The 26,196-nt window shown below is 59.0% G+C and carries 26 protein-coding genes and 1 riboswitch; of the genes, 22 read left to right on the forward strand and 4 right to left on the reverse strand.

Going from position 1 to position 26,196, the window contains the following annotated elements; genetic code table 11:
- The first annotated feature begins 53 nt into the window (after positions 1-53).
- A riboswitch (TPP riboswitch) is annotated at positions 54-158 on the forward strand.
- Positions 159-203: 45 nt separating this feature from the next.
- Genes thiD through radC form a run of 11 tightly spaced genes read left to right on the forward strand, consistent with a single transcriptional unit; the run spans position 204 to position 8,349 of the window.
- Entirely contained in the window at positions 204-1,007 is an 804-nt protein-coding gene (gene thiD, locus ACP15L_RS10350; RefSeq protein ID WP_425084095.1) for a bifunctional hydroxymethylpyrimidine kinase/phosphomethylpyrimidine kinase, read from the forward strand.
- Positions 1,004-1,981, forward strand: coding sequence for a glycine oxidase ThiO (gene thiO, locus ACP15L_RS10355; RefSeq protein WP_425084096.1), 978 nt, complete (start codon positions 1,004-1,006; stop codon positions 1,979-1,981). The genes thiD and thiO overlap by 4 nt, the downstream gene beginning before the upstream one ends.
- Entirely contained in the window at positions 1,965-2,159 is a 195-nt protein-coding gene (gene thiS / locus ACP15L_RS10360) for a sulfur carrier protein ThiS (protein WP_425084097.1), read from the forward strand. Before thiO ends, thiS begins: the two co-directional genes overlap by 17 nt.
- 2 nt (positions 2,160-2,161) lie before the next feature.
- On the forward strand, positions 2,162-2,926 hold the full coding sequence (locus tag ACP15L_RS10365) for a thiazole synthase (protein WP_170680732.1): 765 nt from the start codon (positions 2,162-2,164) through the stop codon (positions 2,924-2,926).
- Positions 2,923-3,519 carry a thiamine phosphate synthase gene (locus ACP15L_RS10370; protein WP_425084098.1) on the forward strand — a complete coding sequence of 199 codons (597 nt, stop codon included), beginning with the start codon at positions 2,923-2,925 and terminating at the stop codon, positions 3,517-3,519. The genes ACP15L_RS10365 and ACP15L_RS10370 overlap by 4 nt, the downstream gene beginning before the upstream one ends.
- Positions 3,516-4,478 carry a HesA/MoeB/ThiF family protein gene (locus ACP15L_RS10375; protein ID WP_425084099.1) on the forward strand — a complete coding sequence of 321 codons (963 nt, stop codon included), beginning with the start codon at positions 3,516-3,518 and terminating at the stop codon, positions 4,476-4,478. Before ACP15L_RS10370 ends, ACP15L_RS10375 begins: the two co-directional genes overlap by 4 nt.
- Positions 4,479-4,498: 20 nt before the next feature.
- Positions 4,499-5,434 carry an ABC transporter substrate-binding protein gene (locus ACP15L_RS10380; RefSeq protein WP_170720626.1) on the forward strand — a complete coding sequence of 312 codons (936 nt, stop codon included), beginning with the start codon at positions 4,499-4,501 and terminating at the stop codon, positions 5,432-5,434.
- Entirely contained in the window at positions 5,431-6,105 is a 675-nt protein-coding gene (gene tenA, locus ACP15L_RS10385) for a thiaminase II (RefSeq protein ID WP_425084100.1), read from the forward strand. The genes ACP15L_RS10380 and tenA overlap by 4 nt, the downstream gene beginning before the upstream one ends.
- Complete coding sequence (locus ACP15L_RS10390) at positions 6,102-6,827, forward strand: ABC transporter ATP-binding protein (protein WP_425084101.1); 726 nt, start codon at positions 6,102-6,104, stop codon at positions 6,825-6,827. The genes tenA and ACP15L_RS10390 overlap by 4 nt, the downstream gene beginning before the upstream one ends.
- A complete protein-coding gene (locus tag ACP15L_RS10395) occupies positions 6,824-7,558 on the forward strand; it encodes an ABC transporter permease (RefSeq protein WP_425084102.1) in 735 nt (244 codons plus the stop codon). The genes ACP15L_RS10390 and ACP15L_RS10395 overlap by 4 nt, the downstream gene beginning before the upstream one ends.
- Before the next feature lie 35 nt (positions 7,559-7,593).
- Positions 7,594-8,349 carry a RadC family protein gene (radC, locus tag ACP15L_RS10400; protein WP_425084103.1) on the forward strand — a complete coding sequence of 252 codons (756 nt, stop codon included), beginning with the start codon at positions 7,594-7,596 and terminating at the stop codon, positions 8,347-8,349.
- 280 nt (positions 8,350-8,629) lie between these two features.
- Here radC and ACP15L_RS10405 read toward each other — a convergent pair whose 3' ends face one another.
- From ACP15L_RS10405 to secA, 3 genes are all read right to left on the reverse strand, one after another.
- Positions 8,630-10,186, reverse strand: a complete 1,557-nt coding sequence (locus tag ACP15L_RS10405; protein WP_425084104.1) for a phosphate ABC transporter substrate-binding/OmpA family protein — start codon at positions 10,184-10,186, stop codon at positions 8,630-8,632.
- Positions 10,187-10,210: 24 nt separating this feature from the next.
- On the reverse strand, positions 10,211-11,119 hold the full coding sequence (locus ACP15L_RS10410; RefSeq protein ID WP_425084105.1) for a hypothetical protein: 909 nt from the start codon (positions 11,117-11,119) through the stop codon (positions 10,211-10,213).
- A 100-nt stretch (positions 11,120-11,219) separates the two neighbouring features.
- Complete coding sequence (secA, locus tag ACP15L_RS10415) at positions 11,220-13,937, reverse strand: preprotein translocase subunit SecA (protein ID WP_425084106.1); 2,718 nt, start codon at positions 13,935-13,937, stop codon at positions 11,220-11,222.
- 176 nt (positions 13,938-14,113) lie between these two features.
- Here secA and ACP15L_RS10420 point away from each other — a divergent pair, with 176 nt between their 5' ends.
- Genes ACP15L_RS10420 through mutT form a run of 3 tightly spaced genes read left to right on the forward strand, consistent with a single transcriptional unit; the run spans position 14,114 to position 16,590 of the window.
- Positions 14,114-14,962: a peptidylprolyl isomerase gene (locus ACP15L_RS10420; protein WP_425084107.1), complete on the forward strand. Its 849-nt coding sequence runs from the start codon at positions 14,114-14,116 to the stop codon at positions 14,960-14,962.
- A gap of 6 nt (positions 14,963-14,968) precedes the next feature.
- Positions 14,969-16,195, forward strand: coding sequence for a bifunctional glutamate N-acetyltransferase/amino-acid acetyltransferase ArgJ (argJ, locus tag ACP15L_RS10425; protein WP_425084108.1), 1,227 nt, complete (start codon positions 14,969-14,971; stop codon positions 16,193-16,195).
- Positions 16,192-16,590 (forward strand): 8-oxo-dGTP diphosphatase MutT, encoded by a 399-nt coding sequence (gene mutT, locus ACP15L_RS10430; RefSeq protein WP_170334201.1) that lies wholly within the window; start codon positions 16,192-16,194, stop codon positions 16,588-16,590. Before argJ ends, mutT begins: the two co-directional genes overlap by 4 nt.
- A gap of 91 nt (positions 16,591-16,681) precedes the next feature.
- Here mutT and ACP15L_RS10435 read toward each other — a convergent pair whose 3' ends face one another.
- A complete protein-coding gene (locus ACP15L_RS10435) occupies positions 16,682-17,092 on the reverse strand; it encodes a nuclear transport factor 2 family protein (protein ID WP_170479942.1) in 411 nt (136 codons plus the stop codon).
- Between the two features lie 389 nt (positions 17,093-17,481).
- Here ACP15L_RS10435 and ACP15L_RS10440 point away from each other — a divergent pair, with 389 nt between their 5' ends.
- The 8 genes from ACP15L_RS10440 to ACP15L_RS10475 all read left to right on the forward strand — a co-directional run bounded on the left by ACP15L_RS10440 (position 17,482) and on the right by ACP15L_RS10475 (position 26,181).
- Positions 17,482-19,425 (forward strand): AMP-binding protein, encoded by a 1,944-nt coding sequence (locus tag ACP15L_RS10440; RefSeq protein WP_425084204.1) that lies wholly within the window; start codon positions 17,482-17,484, stop codon positions 19,423-19,425.
- A gap of 79 nt (positions 19,426-19,504) precedes the next feature.
- Positions 19,505-20,323, forward strand: a complete 819-nt coding sequence (locus tag ACP15L_RS10445; RefSeq protein ID WP_170380262.1) for an ABC transporter ATP-binding protein — start codon at positions 19,505-19,507, stop codon at positions 20,321-20,323.
- Between the two features lie 29 nt (positions 20,324-20,352).
- Complete coding sequence (locus ACP15L_RS10450; protein ID WP_170462900.1) at positions 20,353-21,339, forward strand: branched-chain amino acid ABC transporter permease; 987 nt, start codon at positions 20,353-20,355, stop codon at positions 21,337-21,339.
- 2 nt (positions 21,340-21,341) lie between these two features.
- Positions 21,342-21,599 carry a hypothetical protein gene (locus tag ACP15L_RS10455; protein WP_170380264.1) on the forward strand — a complete coding sequence of 86 codons (258 nt, stop codon included), beginning with the start codon at positions 21,342-21,344 and terminating at the stop codon, positions 21,597-21,599.
- A 3-nt stretch (positions 21,600-21,602) separates the two neighbouring features.
- A complete protein-coding gene (locus ACP15L_RS10460) occupies positions 21,603-22,679 on the forward strand; it encodes a branched-chain amino acid ABC transporter permease (RefSeq protein ID WP_170380265.1) in 1,077 nt (358 codons plus the stop codon).
- Positions 22,680-22,754: 75 nt separating this feature from the next.
- Positions 22,755-24,038 carry an ABC transporter substrate-binding protein gene (locus ACP15L_RS10465; protein ID WP_170380266.1) on the forward strand — a complete coding sequence of 428 codons (1,284 nt, stop codon included), beginning with the start codon at positions 22,755-22,757 and terminating at the stop codon, positions 24,036-24,038.
- A gap of 72 nt (positions 24,039-24,110) precedes the next feature.
- Complete coding sequence (locus ACP15L_RS10470) at positions 24,111-24,944, forward strand: ABC transporter ATP-binding protein (protein ID WP_170380267.1); 834 nt, start codon at positions 24,111-24,113, stop codon at positions 24,942-24,944.
- A 19-nt stretch (positions 24,945-24,963) separates the two neighbouring features.
- The gene (locus tag ACP15L_RS10475; RefSeq protein ID WP_425084205.1) at positions 24,964-26,181 is read left to right on the forward strand and encodes a phenylacetate--CoA ligase family protein; all 1,218 of its coding nucleotides are present in this window, start codon (positions 24,964-24,966) and stop codon (positions 26,179-26,181) included.
- Positions 26,182-26,196 lie beyond the last annotated feature (15 nt).

The raw sequence follows: 26,196 nt of genomic DNA on the forward strand, positions 1-26,196 counted from the left end.
ATACGATACTCGGATTGAGGCTTGATTTTCCAGACCGGTCCTGAGATTGTCCGCATCAACCGTTGGGGTGCCCTTATCGAAGGGCTGAGAGGCGCAAGCGCTAACCCATCGAACCTGATCCGGGCAATTCCGGCGTAGGGAACGGTCTAAAGCAAACAGACGTTTTCCATGCCCGAGTTGCTCAAAATTGATGGAGCAACGACGTGGCACCTATTGCCTTGACCATAGCAGGATCCGACAGCGGCGGCGGCGCGGGCATTCAGGCCGATCTCAAGGCGATGTCGGCTTTGGGTGTTTTCGGGGCCAGCGTGATCACCGCCGTTACCGCTCAGAACACACAGGCGGTTACGGCCGTGCATGGAATCCCGCTAGAGGTGATCTCGGCCCAGATCAAAGCGGTGCTCAGCGATCTGGATGTGCGCGCCATCAAGATCGGAATGCTGGCGACGCCGGAGATTATTGAGACCGTGGCGCGGGGGATTTCTGGATTTCAAGGGCCTGTCGTTCTGGACCCGGTGATGATTGCGAAATCCGGTGATGCTCTTCTGGCCGATGAGGCAGTTCAAACGCTACGCGACGTTCTGCTGCCCCGTGCAACCGTTTTGACGCCGAATCTACCCGAGGCGGCATGTTTGCTGGATCAAGGTGATGCCGAAACGCCTGAGTCGATGGTTGAACAGGGCAAAGCTCTGCGTGCGTTGGGCGCAAAAGCGGTCTTGATGAAGGGCGGTCATGGAAAAGGGGATGTTTGCCATGATTTGCTGATCGACGAAACCGGGGTGATTGCCGAATTTCAGGCCCCCCGCAAGGCCACTCGAAACACCCATGGAACGGGTTGCACGCTGTCTTCCTCCATCGCTGCAGGTTTGGCCAAGGACCTGACCCTTGTCGATGCTGTGGCGCAGGCGCATGAGTATCTGCAGGGTGCAATCGCGCGGGCCGATGAGCTGAAGATCGGTGCGGGCCACGGGCCTGTTCACCACTTCCACCGGGTTTGGCCTGCGTGATCCTCTGGTCCGTCATAGGGGCCGGTGTTGCCGGTTTGGCCGTCGCGTCCGAGCTGGTCTCGCGCGGGGCAAAGGTACAGGTTTTCGATCCCGGCGGCCCTCCGGGTCCGCATGGATGCTCCTGGTGGGCGGGCGGTATGCTGGCCCCGTGGTGCGAGTATGAAAACGCGGAGGAACCTGTCCTCAGGCTGGGTCAATCCGCCATCGAATGGTGGGCTTCCCGAACGCATGTGCAACGATGCGGCACTCTGGTCGTGGCAAATGCGCGGGACATTCCGGATTTGCGCAGATTTGCCCGCCGGACGAGCTCCTATTCAGAGGTAGATCGGGCGAAAATCACTGATTTAGAGCCTGATCTTCATGGATTCGGAAAGGGATTGTACTTCGATCAAGAAGCGCATCTTGACCCCCGTCAGGCGTTGCTGGACCTGCATCGAGGTCTCAAAGACAAGGGCGTAGAATTCCAACGCAAACTCGCACCTACGCAGTTGGAAAACGCCATCGACTGCCGAGGGCTGCATGCACGCGAATATCTGCATGATCTGCGTGGCGTGAAGGGCGAAATGCTGGTTGTCCACTGCCCTGATGTGACACTGAACCGTCCTGTGCGACTGTTGCACCCGCGGATGCCGCTCTACATCGTGCCGCGCGGTGAGGGTATCTACATGCTGGGCGCGACCATGATCGAAAGCGAAGACAGCAGCCGGATCACCGCACGCTCGATGCTGGAACTGCTCAGCGCGGCCTACGCTTTGAACCCGGCCTTTGGTGAGGCTGAGGTGCTGGAAATCGGCGTCGATCTGCGCCCTGCCTTTCCCGACAACCTGCCGCGTATCCGGCGCTTGGGCCGGACGATCTATGCCAATGGCCTTTACCGCCATGGCTACCTGTTGGCCCCAGCCTTGGCACAGGGCGTGGCCGATCTGGCGCTTGAGAACAAACATTCGGAGATGGTCGATGAAGATCGTGCTTAATGGCGACCCCAAGGACGTAAAGGCCTCCACCTTGGCAGAGCTGCTAGATGAATGCGGTTTCTCGGGCCGTGTCGCAACGGCGGTGAACGAGGAATTCGTACCCTCCAGCCTGCGCGTTGCCCATGCCCTGTCCGAAGGTGACCGGGTCGAAATCCTGTCGCCGACGCAAGGAGGGTGAGGATGAAAAGCTTTTACGGCGTCGATCTGCCCAACCCGCTGATGCTGGGCACCGCGCAATATCCCAGCCCTGCTATCCTAGAACAGGCGTTTCGCGACAGCGGCGCGGGTGTGGCGACTGTCTCTCTGCGGCGGGAATCGGGGGCCGGGCAGACTTTTTGGCAGATGATCCGTGATCTGGGCGTGCTGGTGCTGCCCAACACCGCCGGCTGTCATACGGTCAAGGAGGCGGTGACCACCGCGCATATGGCCCGCGAAGTGTTTGAAACCAAGTGGATTAAGCTAGAGCTGATCGGCCATACCGACAGTCTGCAGCCGGACGTTTTCCAACTGGTCGAGGCCACGCGCATCCTGACCGAGGACGGGTTCGAGGTCTTCCCTTACACCACCGACGACCTAATCGTGGGTGAACGGCTGCTTGAGGCCGGGTGCGAGGTCCTGATGCCCTGGGGTGCGCCAATCGGTTCGGGCCGGGGGTTGAACAATGAATACGCCCTGCGCGCAATGCGGGCCGAGTTTCCGGATGTGCCGCTGGTGATTGATGCCGGGATCGGCCTGCCCAGCCATGCGGCCCACGCGATGGAGCTGGGATATGACGCCGTATTGCTGAACACTGCCGTCGCCCGCGCCGGTGATCCGGCGTTGATGGCAAAGGCCATGATGCGCGCGGTTGAGGCCGGGCAGCTGGCCCATCGGGCCGACCCGATTGAGGCCCGCGACATGGCCGAGCCCTCAACTCCCGTTGTTGGAAAGGCGTTCCTGTCATGAGTTTGGACCGTTTCTACCCGATCTTTGACCACTCGGACTGGCTGCGGCGGATGCTGACCTTAGGTGTAAAGCTGGTGCAGCTGCGCATGAAGGACCAGCCGGACGAAGTTGTCCGGGCCGAGATCGCAACCTCTCGCGATCTGTGCAAGCAGCATGGCGCGGTTCTGGTGGTGAACGACTTTTGGCAGGCCGCGATAGATGCGGGTTGCGACTGGATCCATCTGGGGCAGGAGGATCTGGATGATGCCGACCTCAAAGCGATCCGAAAAGCGGGTCTAAAGCTGGGCGTTTCTACCCATGACGATGATGAACTAGAACGCGTTCTGGCCATGGACCCCGACTACGTCGCGCTGGGGCCGGTCTATCCGACGATCCTGAAAAAGATGAAGTGGGAGCAGCAAGGCCTGCCGCGAGTCACCGAGTGGAAGGCTCGCGTGGGCGATATCCCTCTGGTCGGGATCGGCGGTATGAGCGTCGAACGCGCGCCCGGCGTGCTTGAGGCGGGGGCCGATATCATCTCTGTGGTTACGGACATCACCTTGAACGCCGACCCCGAGGCGCGGGTCCGCCAGTGGATCGAGGCCACCAGATGAGCCGCTACACCCGCCAGATGATCCTGCCTGAGGTCGGGGCCGAAGGGCAGGCGCGCCTGTCCAAGGCGCGGGTCTTGGTGGTCGGGGCGGGCGGATTAGCGGCTCCGGTCCTGCCTTTGCTGACAGGGGCGGGCGTTGGCCATCTGACGATCCTCGATGCGGATGACGTGGCCCAGTCGAACCTGCATCGACAGACGCTGTTTTCTGAGGCTAATTGCGGACGCTCAAAGGTCGAAGTAGCAGCCGATCGCTGCCGTGCTTTGAATTCTGATATCGACGTCGTCGCGCTAAAACAGGCTCTAACAAGCGAAAATGCGGCTGGTTTTGTTTCACAGGCCGATCTGATCCTCGACTGTGCGGACAGCTATGCCGCCAGCTACACCCTGTCGGATATCTGCCTGACCTTGGGCAAACCATTGGTCAGCGCATCGGTGTTGGGCCTGTCTGGTTATGTCGGAGCATTCTGCGGCGGTGCGCCGTCACTGCGGGCCGTCTTCCCCGAGGCCCCAACCAACGGGGCGAGCTGTGCCACGGCAGGTGTGCTGGGGTCAGTCGTGGGCATTGTTGGCGCGATGCAGGCGCAGATGGCGTTGGCTTTGATCCTGGGCCTCGACCCGTCGCCTCTTGGCCTGATGGTGCAGGTGGATGCCCAGACCTTCCGAAGCTCCAGCTTCCGCTTTGATGCAGCGCCTGAGCCTGAGCAATCCTTCGCCTTCGTCGCCGCCTCGCAGCTGTCTTCAGACGATGTGATTGTTGAGCTTCGGGACGAAGACGAAGCCCCTAAGCCAGTCCATCCATTGGCGCGACGCCAGAGTGTGGAACACCTGAAATCAGAGCCTAACAAAGCAAAAAGGCTGGCTTTGTGCTGTGCAACCGGCCTGCGCGCCTGGCGTGCGGCTGAACAGATTGAACCGGATTGGCCGGGCGAGATTGTCCTCGTCGCGGCCTCAACCTCGTGAGTGAAAAGGAAACGCGAGACATGAAAAAGCTGATGACAGCCATCGCCCTTCTGGCCGCTGCGCCGGCCTGGGCCGAAGACAAGATGACCGTTCTGCTGGACTGGTTCATCAACCCCGATCATGGGCCCATCATCGTGGCGCAGGAAAACGGGTACTTCGCCGAGCAGGGGCTCGAGGTCGAGATCGTTCCCCCCGCCGATCCTTCCGCCCCGCCACGTCTGGTGGCTGCAGGTCAGGCCGAGCTGGCCGTGTCGTATCAGCCGCAGCTGCATCTGCAAATCCATGAGGGCCTGCCCCTGAAGCGCGTCGGCACGCTGGTCGCGACTCCTCTGAACTGTCTGCTGGTTCTGGAAGATGGACCGATCAAGTCGCCTGCGGATCTGAAGGGCAAGAAAATCGGTTTCTCGGTCGCGGGCGTGGAAGAAGCGGTTTTGACCACCGTTCTGGGTAAATATGGCGTGGCGCTGGACGATGTTGAATTGATCAACGTGAACTTCTCGCTCTCGCCGTCGCTGATGACCGGTCAGGTGGATGCGGTGATCGGCGCTTATCGGAACTTCGAGCTGAACCAGATGGATATCGAAGGCCGTCCTGGCACCTGCTTCTATATCGAGGAAGAGGGCGTGCCCTCTTATGACGAGCTGATCTACGTCGCCAACCCCGAGACGATGGACAAAGACAAGATCGCGCGTTTTCTGGCCGCGACAGAAAAAGCCACCCAGTACATCGTCAACAACCCCGAAAAAAGCTGGGAGATCTTCGCAGCGACCTCGCCCGAGTTGCAGGATGAGCTGAACGCCCGCGCATGGGTCGACACTCTGCCACGTTTCGCTCTGCGCCCGGCGGGTTTTGATGCAGGCCGTTACGCCCGGTTCGAAACCTTCCTGAACGAAAGCGGTATGATCGACAGCGTACTGCCGGTCAGCGACATAACCATCGACGTGACCGCGCAATGAGCGAATATGGCAAAGCCTTTACGCTGATGCGTGATGCGGCGCAGGGGCCGTGGCAGGACTACACCCGCCACGCCTTTGTCGAAGGGATGAAGGACGGCTCTCTGCCCCTCGAGGCATTCCTGCATTACCTGCGTCAGGATTATGTGTTCCTGATCCATTTCAGCCGCGCCTGGGCGCTGGCGGTGGTGAAATCAGAAACGCATTCCGAAATGCTGACGGCTGTGGGCACCGTGAACGCATTGGTCGCCGAAGAGATGCAGTTGCATATCGGGATCTGCGAAGCGGCTGGGATCTCTCAGGAGGAGCTGTTTGCAACCCCGGAACGTGCCGAAAATCTTGCCTATACGCGGTTCGTGCTGGAGGCCGGATACAGTGGCGATCTGTTGGACCTATTAGTGGCGCTTGCGCCCTGTGTGATGGGGTACGGGGAAATCGGGTCTCGGCTGGCCTCCGAGGCAACGTCCGAGACCTACCGCGACTGGATCAACACCTATGCTGGTGAGGACTACCAGGGCGCGTGCAAGGCGGTCGGCGAACTGCTAGATTCGGCTCTAACACGACGTATTGGGGCAGATTTCGAGGCCTCTTCGCGATGGGAGCGTTTGTGCGAAACCTTCCGAACCGCCACGGAGTTGGAGGTCAATTTCTGGCAAATGGGTCTGACTCCATGACACCGGCGCCCGATCTCACCATCAGCGGACACGCGAGCATTGGCGATACGCCCTTGTTCGCACCACTGATTCTGACCCTTGAGGCTGGACAGTGGACCTGCCTGTTGGGCGGATCGGGCGTTGGCAAAACCACCGTTCTGCGCCTGATCGCCGGGCTGGAGACAGGCGCGGATTTCACCGGCCAGATCTTGGCCAGCGATGGTCAAACGGTCCCGACTCGCGTGGCCTATATGGCGCAGGATGACTTGCTGCTGCCTTGGGCGACGGTGGCGCAAAATGTCTCGCTCGGAGCGCGGTTGCGGGGTGAGAAACCCGATCTGGATCGCCGGGATCGCCTGATCGAGCGGATGCGCTTACAAGACCACATGGCCAAGAAACCGTCGGAACTGTCCGGCGGCCAGAGACAGCGCGTCGCCTTGGCGCGGACCCTGATGGAGGATCGCCCCATCGTGCTGCTGGATGAGCCATTCTCGGCGCTCGACGCGCGCACCCGCGCGGACATGCAGGATCTGGCCGCAGAGGCGCTACAGGGTCGAACAGTCCTTCTGGTCACCCACGATCCGGCCGAGGCTGCGCGTCTAGGCCAATCCATTGTCGTGATGACACAGCAGGGGCTGACCCCTTGCGCCCCACCTGCCGCGCCAGCACCGCGCCATGTGGATGATCTGGAGACATTGGAAACCCAAGGCGCGTTGCTGAAACTATTGAGAGAGGCGGCATGAAACTCCTCTCCGCCCTCGCCGCGACCTTGTTCGCTCTGGCCGTCTGGCAAGCGATCGTCAGCCTGACGGGCCTGCCCAAGTTCATCTTGCCCGGCCCGGCGCTTGTGGCCGAGACCTGGTGGCAGAACCGCTGGGTGATTGCGGAACATACTTGGATCACAGCGGTTGAGGTCGTGATCGGCCTGGCGGTTGGTACCGTTCTAGGCGTTGTCACCGCGCTGCAACTGGCCAATTCGCGGGCCGCACGGGTGCTGGTGCAACCGATGCTGGTGTTCACGCAGGCTCTGCCGGTCTTTGCGCTGGCGCCGCTGCTGACCCTGTGGCTGGGCTACGGCCTTTGGTCCAAGGTCGCGATGGCTGTTCTGATCATCTACTTCCCGATCACCTCATCCTTCTTCGACGGTTTGATGCGGACCCCGCCCGGATATCTCGACCTTGCGCGCACGATGCAGGCAAGCCCACGTTCGGTTCTGTGGCACATCCGTATCCCGGCGGCGCTGCCGTCGCTGGCCTCGGGGATGCGTTTGGCGGCGGTCTATGCGCCGATTGGCGCGGTTATTGGCGAATGGGTCGGGTCCTCGCAAGGGTTGGGCTATCTGATGCTGCTGGCCAACGGCCGGGCCAAGACCGATCTGATGTTTGCGGCCATGCTGACTCTGGGCGTGTTCTCGATCCTGCTGCATATGCTGGTGCGCCGCGCCACAGCGCGCATGGCAGGTGAGGTGCGTTAACCTTTCAGAAACCGATTCTGCGCAAGGTGAGGCCCATGACACAGGACGCCTTTGCCGAAGCACCAATGCTATTCGATACGGACGAAGCGCCAGCGCAGCCGCTGCCGACGGGTCGGTTACCCTCCTACATCAAAGACCATCGCAAGCGGCTGCGCGAACGGTTCATGTCTGGCGGCTCGGGCGCTATGCCGGACTATGAGTTGTTGGAACTGGTGCTGTTTCGGTCCATTCCACGGCAGGATGTGAAACCGCTGGCCCGGCTGCTGATGGATACGTTTGGCGACTTCAACCGCGTGCTAACCGCACCAGAGGAGCGGTTGCGTCAGATCAAAGGCGTCGGTGAAACCGTCATCACCGATCTGAAAATCCTAGAGGCTTGTGCCCATCGCATGGCCCGTGCACGGGTGATGCAGCGCCACGTGATTTCAGGCTGGGATGCTTTGCTGGACTATTGCCACACAACGATGGCGCACCGCGAGGTCGAGCAGTTTCGCGTGTTCTATCTGGATCGCAAGAACGTGATGATCGCGGATGAAGAGCAGGCGAAGGGCACCGTTGATCATGTCCCGGTTTACCCGCGCGAGGTGGCGAAACGGGCGCTTGAGCTGAACGCCTCGGCCCTGATTTTGGTGCATAACCATCCCTCAGGCGACCCGACGCCGTCGCAATCGGATATCGACATGACCAACCGTATTCAGGATGCCTGCACTGCATTGGGGCTGACGCTGCACGACCACCTGATCATCGGAAAATCAACCGAGCTGAGCTTTCGATCCGAGGGGTATTTGTGACGGGAAGACTCGTGTTTCTTGTCGATTGCCCTATCGACTGAAATTGCTATCTGGTTTGAGAGTTCCATGTTGTCCGATTCATATCGATGAGGACAGTTTCTCGCTTTCGCCCATGTTGCCTCTAGCCAAATGCGTCACAGGGTCTTAACATTTTTTTTGCGTCTCGCCGGAAAAAGCGTCGCGTATCTAGAGATCAGACATGGTTTCCGCGTGGCTGGGCGGAACCCTAATTGATCGCGGAGGCGGTTTCGTCCGAGTTTCTGCCCGACATCGTCACTCTCTAGTTCACCCAAACCTCAACCCGTCGGTTTGTTTTTCGGCCCCACTCAGTGTCATCGCAGGCCATCGGCATCGCTTCTCCGAAACCTTCGGTTGTGATCTCGATACTGTCGGAGATTTCGGTCTCAACAGCGGCCAGAACCGCATTGCGCACCGTTTGTGCCCTGCGATGGGCGATCCGTGCATTGGCGCTGGCGCCTCCATCGCCGTCGCTGAACCCGGCAAAGACAAGCTTGTGAGGGGTCAAACTGCCGGATTCAAGCGCCTGGGCCAATTGCAGAATATTGGACCGCGATTGTGCATCCGGGCGAGAGCTTCCCGGCTCGAACCGGAAGGAAATTGATAGTCGAGATAGAGTTCGCAGAGTTTCGACCATGTGTTGAAGCTCTTCCAATCCGACCTCGGCTCCACCAGAAACGATGGCATTGGCGAGCCGATTGCCTTGCAGCCCCATGGGTAGGTTTTCGGTCGCTTGATCGACAAATCCGGCCTGCCGTATGGCCATCTGAGCGTCAGCTGAGCGGGTATAGGCCAGAAACTGGCGTGCGATCCGTGGCAGGCGGCGTTGCGGCAGGTAGAGGAACATCGGAGAAGTCAGTGGGTAATCCTCGGTCTTGATTGACTGGCGGGTCGCCGCAAGCGCATGTCCGCAGCCTCCGGCCAACGGCAGCGCGCGGGTAGGGCCCGAGGCCGCTTGCGTCGTGATGCCGATCGCGAACGGGTCATTGGCCACTGCTTGTACAAGATCGCGATTGCGCTGGTGGCGGAGAACGGTATCGGACAGCTCGGCCTGTACGGGGCGCAGCAGCTGATCCTCGACGTCCTGCGACAAGCCTGACCCGGTGTCCGGCATGTGAAGGGCAATCGGAGCGTCCGGCCCTTCCAGATCTGTCCAGTTGGTGATCGCGCCCGACAGAACACGGACCAGATCCGCGGGTGAAATGTCCTGAACGGTGTTCTCTGGCGCAACCACTGGGACAATCGCATCCAGGGCTACAATCCGCGCGCGGCGGGGGTGGGTCAGATCGCCAAGCCCTGCGGCCTCGGCAGCGTTGCGTTCCTCATCCCGGATTTCGCGTTGTGCCATCACGATATCGGCGTCGCTGTCCATGAGGTCGGCAAACCCCTGATCCGTCGTTCCAACGCGAAAGAACAGGCGGGCCAGAGGGGCCGTGCGGTCTGGCTGGCGCAGTTCATAGGCAAAGCTGCGTTCATCCACGCGCGATGGAGTCGCTGTCAGACCCTCTTGTCGAGCGAAGCCGATGATCAGGGCAGGCAGGACCGTCTCGGCCATGACGGATGATCCCGAGAACCGGACCTCGGCCACGAAATCGGTCAGGCTGGGGCAGGCCGGGCCGTCGCATGTGACGCCAGATCCATCGACCGTCAACTCTCCGAACTGGGTGTCGACCCGGTAGAATTCGCCGTCAAAGCCCAGCAGAGTGCCGGAGACTTCGATCTTGCCATCATGCGATGTCAGAACAATATCCTGTGCTGCGGCTGAAACAGCCAGCGAAACAGAAAACAGTACGGCCAGCGCCGCACGAATAAGTGTCATGAGAAGGTCGAGCCTGCCTGCGGTTTAATTTGCCGCGATTGTCAGGTCTTGGAACAGATTATTCAACACCAGAAACTCACCGACTTCGGTACACATCGGCATCGTCAGGATCAGATCGCGCGACCGCAGCCGGCGATCACTGCGCAGTTCCAAAGACTGGACGTTCAGATCGCGGCCGCAATTGGCCTCAGTCACTTCGGTTTCAACCGTCAAAGCGACCGAGCCGGACTGTTCCGAACGCGCAGCCGGGAAAGAGTAAATCTGGATATTCTGTCCATCATGGAAGCCCGCACTTCCCAGATGGACCACGGAACCCGCGCCCTGCGATGCGCTATTGGTTGAGATATGCCCCGGCTCCCCATAGCTTGCGCCGAACTCCAAGGCGTGGATTTGCAGATCGGTCTGACCCTGCCATTGCAATGCGACCCGGTCGAACTGGTCAATATCCATGATGTGAGTGGTGGCGACCGTGCCGGTCTGATCCTCGAATGAGATCAGGAAAATGGCGTATTCGGACAGGGCCGGAATGGTCAGGTCCAAGGCGCCGTTTTCGTCGGTTTGCTGTGTCAGCGTCAGACCGCTGTGGTGAATTTCAACACGTTCGTTGCTGCGGCAGGGGGCCTTGATCCGCAGCCGTGCATTGGCGCCCATTTGGGCGGTGGCACGCGCGCTGATGCTGCAATTGGTGTGTTTTTGTGCGGCCTTCGGCGCTGGGCGCTCAAACGGTTGAGAGGGGGTCTCGTCAGAGGAAGAGGTCTGCACGATACGCTCAAGCCCGGCAATGACCGAGGCCTGATCCGCGACAGAAGCCACGGCGACAGGTTCCTGCATGCCGTTCGGCTGCGCAGGCGCACCATATTGCATCAGGTAACCAATACCCAGGGCACAGGCTACTGTGCCGCACATGGTCACGTAATTTCTGACTACGAACAAAACACCCTCCCCAGTTGAAGGAGCGAGTCGCACTCTCGTTAACAATCGCGGCCAATTTGTGGCCGCGAAGCGGAGCGATTGTGACTGATATTTGTTGACGTTAGGTCAATCTGCCGTGGCAGTGTTTGAACTTCTTACCCGAGCCACAGGGGCAGGGATCGTTGCGCGACGGATTGCCCCAGGTCGAGGGATCATTCTCGTCAAAGCCGGGCAGTGCATCGCCCGACGCGACGGCCTCGGCCTTGGCCTCGGCAGCGCCAGCAGCCTGATCAACGGCCTGCTGAGCTTGCGCTTGCTGGGCCGCCATCTGCGCCAGCATCTCGCGCTGTTCTTCCTCGGTCAGCGGGCGCACGCGCGACAATTGCTGGGTCACGGTTTCGCGCAAACTGTCCAGCATGCCTTCGAACAGCTGGAAGCTTTCGTTCTTGTACTCGTTCAGCGGATCGCGCTGGGCGTAGCCCCGGAATCCAACGACTGAGCGCAGATGTTCAAGGGTCAGCAGGTGCTCGCGCCACTTTCCGTCGATGGTCTGCAGCAGAACCTGTTTTTCGATGTTGCGCATGTTTTCGGGGCCGAAGGCGACGGCCTTTTGCGCCATCATCTCATCAGCGGCCTTAACCAGACGCTCACGCACCTGTTCGTCATCCACGCCTTCCTCGGCAGCCCAGTCCTGAACCGGGGCATCGATGGTCAGCTTTTCCTTGATCGCCTCATGCAGCCCATCGGTATCCCACTGATCTGCATAGGATTTCGGCGGCATGTATTCGTCGATCAGATCGTCGATCACCTGCTCGCGCATGTCCGACACGATCTCGGACAAGTCGTCGGCTGACATGATCTCGCGCCGCTGGCTGAAGATCACCTTACGCTGATCGTTCATCACGTCGTCGAATTTCAGAACGTTCTTGCGCATGTCAAAGTTGCGGCCTTCGACCTTGGATTGCGCGCGTTCCAGCGATTTGTTGACCCATGGGTGAACGATGGCTTCGCCCTCTTTCATGCCCAGCGTGGTCAGCACCTTGTCCAGACGTTCCGAGCCGAAGATGCGCATAAGGTCGTCTTCGAGGCTCAGGTAGAATACCGTGCGTCCCGGATCGCCCTGACGGCCTGACCGGCCCCGTAGCTGGTTGTCGATGCGGCGGCTTTCATGGCGTTCCGAGGCCATAACGTACAGACCACCCGCATCCAGAACCTTTTGTTTTTCCTCGGCGTGCTTGGCCTCTTCCGCGGCGCGCAGCTCGGCTGGGTCGGCCTCGGGGTTTTCGGCCAGGGCCTGCAAAACCTTCATTTCCACATTGCCGCCCAGCTGAATGTCGGTACCACGACCGGCCATGTTGGTGGCGATGGTAACCGCACCGTAGCGGCCCGCATCGGCCACGATCTGGGCCTCTTGTTCGTGCTGACGGGCGTTCAGAACGTTGTGTTCGATCTTTTCCTTGGTCAGCATCTGGCTTAGAACTTCGGATTTCTCGATCGAGGTGGTGCCGATCAGAACCGGTTGACCCTTTTCCTGGGCCTTCTTCGCCTCAGAGATAATCGCGCCGTATTTCTCCATTGCGGTACGATAGACCTGATCGTCTTCGTCCAGACGTGCAATCGGACGGTTGGTGGGGACTTCGACCACGCCCAGACCATAGATTTCCTGGAATTCTTCGGCTTCGGTCAGCGCGGTCCCGGTCATGCCGCCCAGCTTGTCATAGAGGCGGAAATAGTTCTGGAAGGTCACGCTGGCCAGAGTCACGTTCTCGGGCTGAATCTGGACGTTCTCTTTCGCCTCGATCGCTTGGTGCAGACCTTCCGACAGGCGACGACCCGGCATCATGCGGCCAGTGAATTCGTCGATCAGAACCACATTGCCATCGCGTACGATGTAGTCCTTGTCGCGCTGGAACAGCTTGTGCGCACGCAGGCCCTGATTGACGTGATGCACCACGGTGGTGCTTTCGGGATCGTACAGAGAATGATCCTCGGGGATCAGGCCCGCGGCGATCAGTTGCTGTTCCAGAAACTCGTTGCCCTCATCGGTGAAGGTCACGTTGCGGGATTTTTCGTCCAGCGAATAGTGATCGTCACTCAGGCTTGGAATCAGCGCATCAATCGCGGTGTACAGGTCCGAACGGTCCTGCGCCGGCCCCGAGATGATCAGCGGCGTCCGCGCCTCATCAATCAGGATCGAGTCGACCTCATCCACAATCGCGAAATTGTGGTATTTCTGATAGATGTCAGCCATATCGGCCTTCATGTTGTCGCGCAGATAGTCGAAGCCAAGCTCATTGTTGGTGGCATAGGTCACGTCACAAGCATAAGCGGCTTTCTTCTCGGCATCTTGCTGGCCCGACCAGATCACACCAGTGGTCATACCCAGCGCGGCAAAGACCTTGCCCATCCATTCCGCATCGCGTTTGGCCAGGTATTCGTTGACCGTGACAACATGCACGCCCTTGCCGGTCAGGGCGTTCAGGTAGGCGGGGAAAGTGGCAACCAGCGTCTTGCCCTCACCCGTCTTCATCTCGGAAATATTGCCCTGATGCAGGAAGGTGCCGCCCATCAGCTGCACATCAAAGGCCCGCAGACCCAGTGCGCGTTTGGCACCTTCGCGCACGTTGGCAAAAGCTTCGGGCAGCAAGTCATCCAGGCTCTCGCCATCCAGCACACGTTTGCGCAGTTCGGCGGTCTTTTCGATCAGACCCTCGTCAGAGAGTTTTTCGAACTCGGGTTCCAGCGCGTTGATCTTTTCGATCAGGGGGCGAGTCGCCTTGATCTTGCGGTCGTTCGGTGTTCCGAACACCTTTTTGGCGAGCGTTCCGAGTCCCAGCATGTTCACTCCAGCGGATCTGTTCTTGTCTTGGTTGCGACAGGCTTGCCCACCTTGCGCGCAACCCATAGATACGGGGGGTGAAAGGCGGCCCTGTCCAAGGCTTCAAAGCGATGTAAGCGGCAGGTTCTGAAGTGTCAACGCTGCGCCCTGTCGCGGCAAAGAAATAGGATGATTCCATGCCCAAAGGCCTCACTTTTCTGCCATCGCTGGCTTTGACCGCCGTGATGGCGCTGCCGCTGGCCGCCGAAACCAAGCTCGATGCAGGCACCGTTCTGGCCACGGTCAACGGGGACGAGATCACATTGGGTCACGTTGTCGCCACCGTCGCCGCATTGCCGCAGCAATATCAGCAGATCGAGGATGATGTGCTGTATGACTTCGTGCTTGAACAGCTGATCCAGCAGCAATTGTTGGGCCAACAGCAGGAAGAGCTGACCCAGCAAAACGCGCTGACGCTGGACAATGAGACGCGCTCATTGCTGGCGGTGCAGACTGTGAACGCCCTGACCAACGATGTTGTGACGGATGAGGGGGTACAAGCGGCCTATGACGCGCAGTTCGCCGAGTTTGAAGGCGAAGAAGAGTTCGATGCCAGCCATATTCTTGTTGAATCCGAGGACGAAGCCAAAGCGCTCAAGGCGCAATTGGATGACGGTGCCGACTTTGCCGAGATGGCGCGCGAGCATTCGACCGGCCCGTCCGGCCCCAATGGCGGTGCGCTGGGTTGGTTCGGCAAGGGCCAGATGGTGCCTGAGTTTGAAAACGCCGTGCTGGGCCTTGAAAAAGGTCAGATCTCAGACCCGGTACAAACGCAGTTCGGCTGGCATCTGGTGATCCTGAACGACAAGCGCAAATCTGAAGCCCCCGCGCTTGAGGCCGTGCGCGATGAACTGGCCCAGACCATTCAGCAAGAGGCTATTCAGGCCCGTATTGATGAGTTGACCCAACAGGCTCAGATCGAGCGCACCGCCCTTGAAGGGGTTGGTCCTGAAGTCATCCGCCAGTTGGACCTGATTCAGGAGTAAACGCCCGTGGCCACGATCACCAAAACCTCGCCACTGGCCCCTGCCGGTTTCCCTGACCTGCCCGCAATTGACGGAGTGCGTTTTGCAACCGTTGAGGCGGGCGTGCGCTACAAAGGCCGGACCGACGTCATGTTGGCGGTTCTCGATCCCGGAACGTCCGTGGCAGGGGTGTTTACGCGCTCGGCCACGCGCGCCGCTCCGGTGCTGGACTGTCAGGACAAGATCGGCGGCGCCAGCGATGGACCAGCGGCGATTTTGGTGAATTCGGGAAATGCAAACGCCTTCACCGGCCACTACGGCCAAGACTCGGTCGCTGAGGTGACGCAAGCGGTTGCCAAGGCAACCGACGTTCCGGTTGAGAGGGTCTTCACCTCATCCACCGGCGTGATCGGAGAGCCTCTGCCGCATGATCGCATCGTCTCTCAACTTGAGGCGCTGAAATCCGGTCTCAGCCGTCACGCGATCGAGGACGCAGCGCGGGCGATCATGACCACTGATACCTTCCCGAAAGGGGCGTCGGCTCAGGTCGATATAGACGGCAAAACAGTCTCTATTGCCGGGATTGCCAAGGGGTCCGGCATGATCGCGCCCGATATGGCGACGATGCTGGTCTACATCTTCACCGACGCTGTGGTTGACCAATCAGCGCTGCAATCCATGCTGGGCGCGCAGACAGACCGGACTTTTAATTGCATCACCGTCGATAGCGATACCTCGACATCGGACAGCCTTTTGCTGTGCGCAACCGGAGCCTCAGGTGTTGATGCTACGGGCAATGCGGCCTTCGCCGAAGCGCTGGAAACCGTGATGCTGGATCTCGCGCAGCAGGTTGTGCGCGACGGTGAAGGGGCGACCAAATTCGTGGAAATCCGCGTGACCGGAGCCGCCTCGGACGCAGATGCCAAGGTGCATGGGCTAGCGATTGCGAACTCCCCTCTGGTGAAAACTGCGATTGCAGGTGAGGACCCAAACTGGGGCCGTGTCGTCATGGCCATCGGCAAATCTGGAGCCGCTGCGGATCGTGACCTGCTGAGCATTTCCTTTGGCGGTATTCTGGTCGCTGAAAAAGGTTGGGTTAGCCCCGACTATCGTGAAGAAGACGCGGCCACCTACATGAAAGGCCAAGACCTTGTGATCGTAGTCGATCTGGGGCTGGGCGAGGGGCAATCCACCGTTTGGACCTGCGACCTGACCCACGGCTATATCGAGATCAACGCGGATTATCGCTCGTGAAAACAGTTCTGGTATCCGCTGTCGCCCTGATCGACATTGAGGGCCGCGTCTTGCTGGCCCAACGGCCCGAGGGCAAATCCATGGCTGGTCTGTGGGAATTCCCCGGCGGCAAGATCGAACCTGGCGAAACCCCCGAGGCCGCGCTGATCCGCGAATTGCACGAGGAACTTGGTATCGACACCTGGGCCTCCTGCCTCGCGCCGCTGACCTTTGCAAGCCACAGCTACGACGATTTCCACTTGCTCATGCCACTGTTTGCCTGCCGCAAATGGGAAGGCATCCCGCAGTCCAAAGAGGGTCAGGCGCTGAAATGGGTGCGTGCGAATGATCTGCGCAATTACCCGATGCCTGCCGCGGATGTACCGCTGATTCCGATACTGCGGGATTGGTTGTGAACGTCTGGCAAAACCAGAGTTAAGGTCTCCAAATGAAAGAATAGAAAAGAAACCCAGCGGGATTTTCCGCAGGGTTTCCTATCTTCGAATGTTAAGCCCAGCCAAGCTGCTTCAAGGAATGCGCATCGTTCCAGATTTTCGTCATATGCCGAATTTTGTCGCCATCGAATTCAATCGCGTAAACGTAGTCGGCCGCGATTGTTTTGCCGGTGGCCGGAACCGGACCATCTACTGAATGGGTTCCGTGGAAAACAGCAAATGCATTCACGATTCCACGTTCATCGTCAGTCGAGAAAGATTTTAGCTCATAGTGCCCATCTGGAATCGGAGTTAGCAGCCCCTTCATCCAGTCGGCGTAGCCTTCTAGTGTCGTCACATCGACCAGAGCATCGGCTTGCGCTGAAAACGTGGCCCCGTCGTGACAGAAGTCCTTACAGCCGTCCCAGCCTTTGCCGGTTTCGCATGCCTCAAAGAACTCTCGTGCAGTTTTTTGAATGGACATTGGTTTCCCCCCTAAATAACAGCCAGCTGAATTGGCCACTCAGTCACTCAACACCAATCAGAGTACGCTGAAAGGTGCGTATCTCAAAATGACCCAGGATAAACCTGCAAGGCCGAGGTGGAATGACGTATGCTCATATGTGTGCGGATATTCGATTGCGCTGATCTTTGAGAGCGCATGTTCGATTGGACGAAACGAGTCCGTCTGACCCTGTTACAATTCGTAAGAATTGAGAAAACATCAGGCAAAACTTGACGCTGATCGTGACTGTGCTCCTAATCGGGGCATTGGCGTTCGGGCACCATCCCGGACCTGCCATTTCCGACCCGGGGAGGGGTCGGGTGGGGAGGAGAAAGAGATTGGCTCAGACGCAGTCGGGCGCTGAAGGGATGCAGTCCCTTCCGGCGCTGCTACATCGCAATGCGACAGAGTTCGGGGATACCCCGGCTTATCGAGAAAAGGAATTCGGGATCTGGCAATGCTGGACCTGGGCGGAGGCCGCCAAGGAAATCCGCGCCATCGCGCTTGGATTCCTGGAGTTGGGCGTTGAGAAAGGCGACCACATCGCTGTCATCGGTCGCAACCGTCCGGCGCATTACTGGTCGATGGTGGCTGCTCAGATGGTGGGCGCGGTTCCGGTGCCTCTGTATCAGGACTCGGTCGCCGAAGAGATGGCCTATGTGCTGGAACATTGCGGCGCGAAATTTGTCGTCTGTGGTGATCAGGAACAGGTCGACAAGGTCATCGAGATTCAGGAAAACCTGCATCAGGTCAAACACATCCTCTATACCGACAAGCGTGGGATGCGGAAATATGACCACTCCCAGATGAATGCGCTTGAGGACATTATGGCCGAGGGCAGTGCTGGACACGCGCGGTTCGATACCGAGCTGGACAAGCGTATCGCGGCGATCACTTATGACGATACTTGCGTGATGCTCTACACCTCCGGCACGACGGGCAAGCCCAAGGGTGTTGTGCTGTCGAACCGGAATGTCATTGAAAGCGCTAAGAACTCGGCCGAGTTCGATAATCTGACGCGGAACGAAGACATTCTGTCCTACCTGCCGATGGCCTGGGTGGGTGATTTCATCTTCTCGATCGGTCAGGCCTATTGGTGCGGCTTCTGCGTGAACTGCCCCGAAAGCGCCGACACAATGATGACGGACCTGCGTGAGATCGGGCCGACCTATTTCTTTGCCCCTCCGCGTGTTTTTGAAACGCAGCTAACTAACGTGATGATCCGGATGGAGGATGCGGGTAAGCTGAAGCGCAATATGTTCCACCACTTCATGGCCCATGCCAAAAAGGTCGGTGGCCTGTTGCTGGACGGCAAGCCGGTGGGCTTTGGCGACAAGCTGAAATACGCGCTGGGCAATATGCTGGTTTACGGGCCGCTGAAGGATACGCTTGGCTATGGCCGGTTTCGCGTTGGCTATACTGCGGGTGAGGCCATTGGGCCAGAAATCTTTGATTTCTATCGCTCTTTGGGCATCAACCTGAAGCAGCTTTATGGTCAGACCGAAGCGACCGTCTTTATCACGCAACAGCCGGACGGCGAGGTGCGGGCGGATACGGTCGGCGTTCCAGCCCCTGCGGTCGAATTGAAAATCGACGATACGGGCGAGATCCACTACCGCTCACCCGGTGTGTTTGTCGAATACTACAACAACCCGGACTCGACGGCCTCGACCAAGGATGCTGAGGGTTGGGTTGCGACAGGGGATGCCGGGTTCATCGAGGAAAGCTCGGGCCATTTGCGGATCATCGACCGCGCAAAGGATGTGGGCAAAATGGCTGACGGGTCGATGTTCGCGCCGAAATATGTCGAGAACAAGCTGAAATTCTATCCTGATATTCTCGAGGTCGTGCTGTTCGGCAACGGCAAGGATCGCTGTGTGGCCTTCATCAATATCGACCTGACGGCGGTCGGAAACTGGGCGGAGCGCAACAACGTAGCTTACGCGTCTTACCAGGAACTCGCGGGACATCCGCGTGTATTAGAGACGATTAAGGCCCACGTGGAAGAGGTAAATAAGTCGGTCGCAGCGGATGAGATGCTGTCGGGCTGTCAGGTGCATCGTTTTGTGGTTCTGCACAAGGAACTGGATGCCGATGATGGCGAGATGACTCGGACCCGTAAGGTGCGTCGCGGCTTTGTCGAGGATAAATTCCACGACATTATCGCCGCGCTTTATGACGGGTCCTCGAGCGTTTCGACGACAACCGAAGTGACCTATGAGGATGGGCGCAAAGGGTCGATTTCTGCAACGCTAGAGATCGTTGATGCGCCTGTTGTGTCGGTCGCGCAGCACAAGGTTGCGGCGGAATGATGGGCCGTTCGAGCGCCGCTCGACCTGCGGTCATCGCCCCGCCCGCCGTCCCGTTTTCGCGTAAGTCTGGGAGAGGCTGATGCTGGATAATTCCGAAGGATATGTCACCGAAGACGGCCGCAAGATCGGCGGAGTGGTGATGGAGATGAAAAACATCACCCTGCGATTTGGCGGCGTGGTGGCGATCAAGGATATCTCGTTTGATATTCGCGAGGGTGAGATCCGCGCCATTATCGGGCCGAACGGCGCGGGCAAATCCTCGATGCTGAATGTGATCTCGGGGTTTTATGTCCCGCAGGAGGGGGAGGTTTGGTTCCACGGCTCCAAGCGTCCTCCGATGCGGCCGTTTGAGGTGGCACAGCAGGGGATTGCGCGGACTTTCCAGAACATCGCCTTGTTCGAAGGCATGAGCGTTCTGGACAACGTGATGACCGGACGCCTGAGCTTTATGAAGACCAACATCCTTCAACAGGCTTGGTGGAAGGGGAAGGCCGAGGCTGAAGAGACCGAGAATCGTGAGGCGGTTGAACGAATTATCGACTTCCTCGAGATCCAGCACATCCGCAAGACGCCGGTGTCGCGCCTGCCTTACGGGCTGAAAAAACGGGTGGAACTGGCGCGCGCTTTGGCGGCGGAGCCGAAGCTGCTGCTGTTGGATGAACCCATGGCGGGCATGAACGTCGAAGAGAAAGAGGATATGAGCCGCTTCATCCTCGATGTGAATGATGAATTTGGCACCACCATCGCTCTGATCGAACACGACATGGGCGTGGTGATGGATCTGAGCGACCGGGTTGTCGTGATGGATTACGGCAAGAAAATTGGCGACGGCACTCCCGACGAGGTGCGCAACAACCAAGAGGTCATCGACGCCTATCTGGGGGTCAGCCATGACTGACATCGGGGTAGTAAATTGGGGGGGCACCAATGCCTGAACAACTCGTATTTGCGATGGAGGTCATCCTCAACGGTCTGATGGCCGGGGTGCTTTATGCGCTGGTCGCGCTAGGTTTTGTACTGATCTACAAGGCCTCGGGGATTTTCAATTATGCCCAAGGGGTTATGGCGCTTTTTGCGGCGATGACGCTGGTGGGGATCATGAAGGGGCAAGTGCCTTTTGCCCATTTGATCAATGCGATTTTCGGGACGCATATCCACTACTTTGGCTGGAACGTGCCCGCGCTTTTGGCGATCCTTTTGACCATGGCGGTGATGGTGTTGCTGGCCTGGGCGGTGCAGCGCTTCGTCATGCGCCATCTGGTCGGGCAGGAGCCGATCATTCTGTTCATGGCCACCATTGGTCTGGCTTACTTCCTTGAGGGCGTGGCCGACCTGATGTGGGGGTCTGAGATCAAGACGCTGGATGTAGGGCTGCCCCAGGGCATCAACCTGTGGATTGATGAAACGACCTACAACATCTTCGACTACGGCTTCTTCATCGACAATCTGGACATCGTGGCGACGATCATCGCGGCGCTTCTGGTGGCAGCTCTGGTTGCCTTCAGCCAGTACACCAAACAGGGCCGGGCGATGCGCGCCGTGGCGGATGACCATCAGGCAGCGCTGTCGGTTGGCATCTCACTGAACTTCATTTGGGTCATGGTCTGGTCGGTCGCAGGGTTCGTCGCTTTGGTCGCGGGGATCATGTGGGGCACCAAGTCCGGCGTGCAGTTCTCGCTGTCGCTGATCGCGCTCAAGGCGTTGCCGGTGCTGATGCTGGGTGGTTTCACCTCAATCCCCGGAGCGATCGTCGGCGGGCTGATCATCGGCGTGGGCGAGAAGCTGTTCGAATTCGCCTTAGGACCTGCGCTGGGCGGCGCGACTGAGAACTGGTTTGCCTACGTGCTGGCGCTAATCTTCCTCGTGTTCCGACCTCAGGGCCTGTTCGGCGAGAAGATCATCGAGAGGGTTTAGCGATGACCAAGCTGATCGCCATCATCAACGTCATCGCATGGGCCGGGTTCTGGGCGTTTGGGTATATAGCCCTGACCTCGGACGATCTTTCCGAAGGCCAGCTGACCATCGCGGCAATCCTGGCTTTTGCGGGTCTGATCATGGGCGTTCTGGCCTATTTGAAACTGGTCCGCGCGTCTGAGGCGAGCGGATATGCCAAGGGCTCAAACCAATTGGACGCCGCGGCCCGGAACCGGGCGCAGGAAGAATGGGGAAAGTAAGACATGTTCTATCGTGAGGCCGGGGATTTCAAAACCTCGTACATTGCTGACAGCCAGACTTTCCCGATCAAGTTTGACCGGTACCGCTACTATGTCGTGCTGGCGGTGGCGTTCGGGATCATTCCTTTCATCATCAACGATTATTGGGCCAACGCGCTGCTGCTGCCCTTTCTGATCTACGCCATCGCAGCGATCGGGCTGAACATCCTTGTGGGTTATTGCGGGCAGGTCTCGCTGGGCACCGGGGGGTTCATGGCTGTGGGTGCCTATGCCTGTTACAAGCTGATGACCGCTTTCCCGGATGTCAGCATGTTCATCCACGTGATCCTAGCAGGAGGCATCACAGCCTTTGTGGGTGTCTTGTTCGGCCTGCCGAGCCTTCGGATCAAGGGGTTCTATCTGGCGGTGGCGACGCTAGCGGCGCAGTTTTTCCTGGTGTGGCTGTTTAACAGGGTGCCGTGGTTCTACAACTATTCGGCTTCGGGGCAGATCAACGCGCCGGAACGGGATGTGTTTGGTATCATCATCACCGGCCCGAATGCTCCGGCTTGGGCGACCTATCTGTTCTGCCTGATTTTCCTGACCGTCTGCGCCATCCTCGCGCGCAACCTGACGCGGGGCACCACGGGCCGGACCTGGATGGCGATCCGCGACATGGATATCGCTGCCGAGATCATCGGCGTGAACCCCCTCAAGGCCAAACTGACCGCCTTTGCCGTCAGCTCGTTCTTTGTGGGCATCGCAGGGGCGCTGTTCTTTGCGGTCTATCTGGGCGCGGTCGAAGTCGGCGAGGTCTTTGGCATCCAGAAATCATTTCTGGTGCTGTTCATGGTCATTATCGGAGGATTAGGGTCTATTTTCGGATCCTTCGCAGGGGCTGCGTTCCTTGTGCTGTTGCCGGTCGTGCTGAAGCTGATCGGCGTAGACCTGCTGGGTTGGCCCACGGACATCGTGGCGCACCTGAACCTCGTTATCGTAGGCGGGCTGATCATCATGTTCCTGATCCTCGAACCGCACGGGCTGGCGCAGCTGTGGCGTGTCGCCAAAGAGAAACTCAGACTCTGGCCGTTCCCGCATTAGGGACAGGCCCAATCAAAAAAGACGGGTGCAAACGCCCGAAACCACCATCGGATCAATCAAGGGAGGAGACACCCGATGAACAAGAAACTGGCAACCCTGGCGCTGGGCGCCGTGATGGCCGCAGGTCCGGTCATGGCCGACCTTGTGTTCCCGTCGCTCAGCTACCGGACGGGTCCCTACGCGGCTGGCGGTATTCCGTTTGCTGACGGTTACGCCGACTATTTCACCCTGCTGAATGAACGCGATGGCGGCATCGGGGGTGTTCCAGCCAAGGTTATCGAATGCGAAACCGGCTATAACACTGAAAAAGGTGTGGAATGCTATGAATCGACCAAGGGCGAAGGTGCTCTGGTCTATCAACCGCTGTCCACCGGAATTACCTATCAGCTGATCCCGAAAGTGACGGCAGATGGCATCCCGCTGCACACGATGGGATATGGCCGGACCTCGGCTGCGAATGGCGAGGTGTTCAGCCACGTGTTCAACTATCCGGCCAACTACTGGAACGGAGCTTCGGGCGCGATCAACTATCTGCTGGATGAAAACGGCGGAGACCTGAGCGGCAAGAAAATCGCGCTGGTGTACCACAACTCTGCCTACGGCAAAGAGCCGATCCGCACACTGGAAACGCTGGCCGAAAAGCACGGCTATGAGCTGTCTCTGCTGCCCGTCGACCACCCGGGTCAGGAGCAGAAATCGCAGTGGCTGCAAATCCGCCGCGAAAAGCCCGATTTTGTGATCATGTGGGGCTGGGGCGTCATGAACCAAGTTGCGGTTCAGGAAGCGGCCAACATTCGCTTCCCGATGGAGAACTTCATTGGCGTCTGGTGGTCAGGTGCTGAATTCGATGTCGAGCCTGCAGGTGAAAAGGCCACCGGCTACAAGGCCCTGACCTTCACGGGCCTAGGTATGGACTATCCGGTCTATGACGATCTGCAGAAATACGTCGTCGATGCCGGTAAAGCCGCAGGCGCAGGGGATCAACTGGGCACTGTTCAGTACAACCGCGGTCTCTATGCTGCGATGTTGGCGGCTGAAGCGGTAAAGACTGCGCAGGAAATGCACGGCACGGCCGAGATCGACGCGTCAATGATGCGCGATGGCATGGAGGCGTTGGAAATTACAAATGCCAAGATGGAAGGTCTGGGCATGGTCGGTTTCGGACCGGAATTCTCGGTTTCCTGTGAAAACCATGGCGGCCCCGGTCTTGTGGGCGTGGTCCAGTGGGATGCAGCAGCCGGAACCTGGAACCCGGTTCAGGACTTCAAACCGACAGATGCCGAAGTCATCAACGCTCTGATCGCAGAAGACTCGGCGGCTTATGCGGCTGAAAACAATATCGAAACGCGCTGCAACTAAAGCGCTCTGAACCAAGCGGGGCGGCGGTTTGCTGCCGCCCTGACCCGAACACGCGAACGAGGATAGGCGCTGATGCTGGATGCGGCCCAAACCACGGATGTGCAGGCGGAAACCCTGCTTGAGGTCAATAATATCGAGGTGATCTACAATCACGTGATCCTCGTGCTGAAGGGCGTCAGCCTGACGGTTCCCAAAGGCGGCATCACGGCGCTGCTTGGGGGGAATGGCGCGGGCAAGACCACGACGCTTAAGGCGGTGTCGAACCTACTGCATTCTGAACGGGGTGAGGTCACCAAGGGCTCGATCAAGTATCGCGGCCAAAGCGTGCATGAAAGCGACCCGGCGGATCTGGTGGAAAAAGGCGTCATTCAGGTGATGGAAGGCCGCCACTGTTTCGAACACCTCACGGTCGAGGAAAACCTGCTGACTGGGGCCTATACCCGCAAGGACGGCAATGCCGCGATCCAGAGCGATCTGGAGCTGGTTTATAATTACTTCCCGCGCCTGAAAGAGCGCCGCAAAAGTCAGGCGGGCTATACTTCGGGCGGGGAACAGCAGATGGTCGCGATGGGCCGCGCGCTAATGTCACGGCCCGAGACGATCCTGCTGGACGAACCCTCGATGGGGCTTGCTCCGCAGCTGGTCGAAGAGATTTTCGGCATCGTAAGAGATCTGAACGAGAAAGAAGGCGTCTCGTTCCTATTGGCCGAACAGAACACCAATGTTGCGCTCAGGTTTGCCCATTATGGCTACATTCTGGAATCCGGTCGCGTGGTGATGGACGGCCCTGCTGCCGAACTTCGCGAGAACCCGGATGTGAAGGAATTCTATCTCGGCATGTCAGATGAAGGCCGCAAAAGCTTTCGCGATGTGCGCTCGTACCGCCGCCGCAAGCGGTGGTTGTGATCTGATGGAGGATATGGCGATGACCTATTTCGACGCACTCGAAACGCGCTCGGCGGATCAGCGCGCCTCGGATCAGGCGGTGGCGCTGCAGGCGCAACTGGAGCGGGCGCGGTCTGCGCCGGGGTTCATGGCGCATTTCGCTGAAACAGACACTAATACGGTGAAAACGGCCGAAGACCTGCCCATGCTACCGGTGCTGCGCAAGTCGGACCTGACTCGCGCGCAAGGAGAGCGCTCGCCCTTTGGTGGCTTTACAGTCAAACCGGCGCGGCACTTTCACCACGTGTTTCAGTCCCCCGGCCCGATTTACGAGCCGGGCAGCACCGACCACGATTGGTGGCGCATGGGTCGCTTCCTGAACGCCGCCGGTGTTGGCGCGGGCGACATCGTTCAGAACTGCTTCGGTTATCACCTGACGCCTGCGGGCATGATCTTTGAAAACGGCGCACGCGCGGTTGGTGCGGCTGTTCTGCCTGCTGGAACCGGCCAGACCGAGCTGCAGGTGACCGCAGCTCGCGACGTCGGATGTACCGCCTATGCGGGCACGCCTGACTATCTGAAGGTCATTCTGGACAAGGCCGATGCCATGGGCGTCGCGCTGAGTTTCTCAAAAGCCGCTGTTGGCGGGGGCGCGCTGTTCCCGTCGCTGCGGCAGGAATATGCGGATCGCGGCATTGCCTGTCTGCAATGTTATGCCACGGCTGATCTGGGCAATATCGCATATGAGAGCGCCGCGATGGAGGGGATGATTCTGGACGAACATGTCATCGTCGAAATTGTCACTCCCGGCACCGGCACTCCGGTTGCGACCGGTGAGGTTGGCGAGGTCGTAGTGACCTCACTCAACCCAGATTACCCGCTGATCCGGTTTGCGACCGGCGACCTGTCGGCCATCATGCCGGGTCAGTCGCCTTGTGGTCGTACGAACGATCGGATCATGGGATGGATGGGGCGCGCCGATCAGACCACCAAGATCAAGGGCATGTTCGTCCGGCCCGAGCAGGTGGCCGCGCTGGTCGACAAACATGCCGAGATCGTCAAAGCCCGCGTGATCGCAACCCGTCAGGGTGAGATGGACACGATGACCGTCCAGATCGAGAGTGCTGGTGGCGATGACATGGCTTATGCGAAATCCGTGGCCGAAGTGCTGAAGTTGAAAGGTGCGATCGAGGTTGTGGCCCCCGGGTCCTTGCCCAAGGATGGTTTGGTGATCGAGGATCAGCGCGTCTATGACTGATATCTGCGGCGTTTG

Origin of the sequence: Ruegeria profundi (assembly GCF_049800715.1) — a bacterium.
GTDB lineage: Bacteria > Pseudomonadota > Alphaproteobacteria > Rhodobacterales > Rhodobacteraceae > Ruegeria > Ruegeria profundi_A.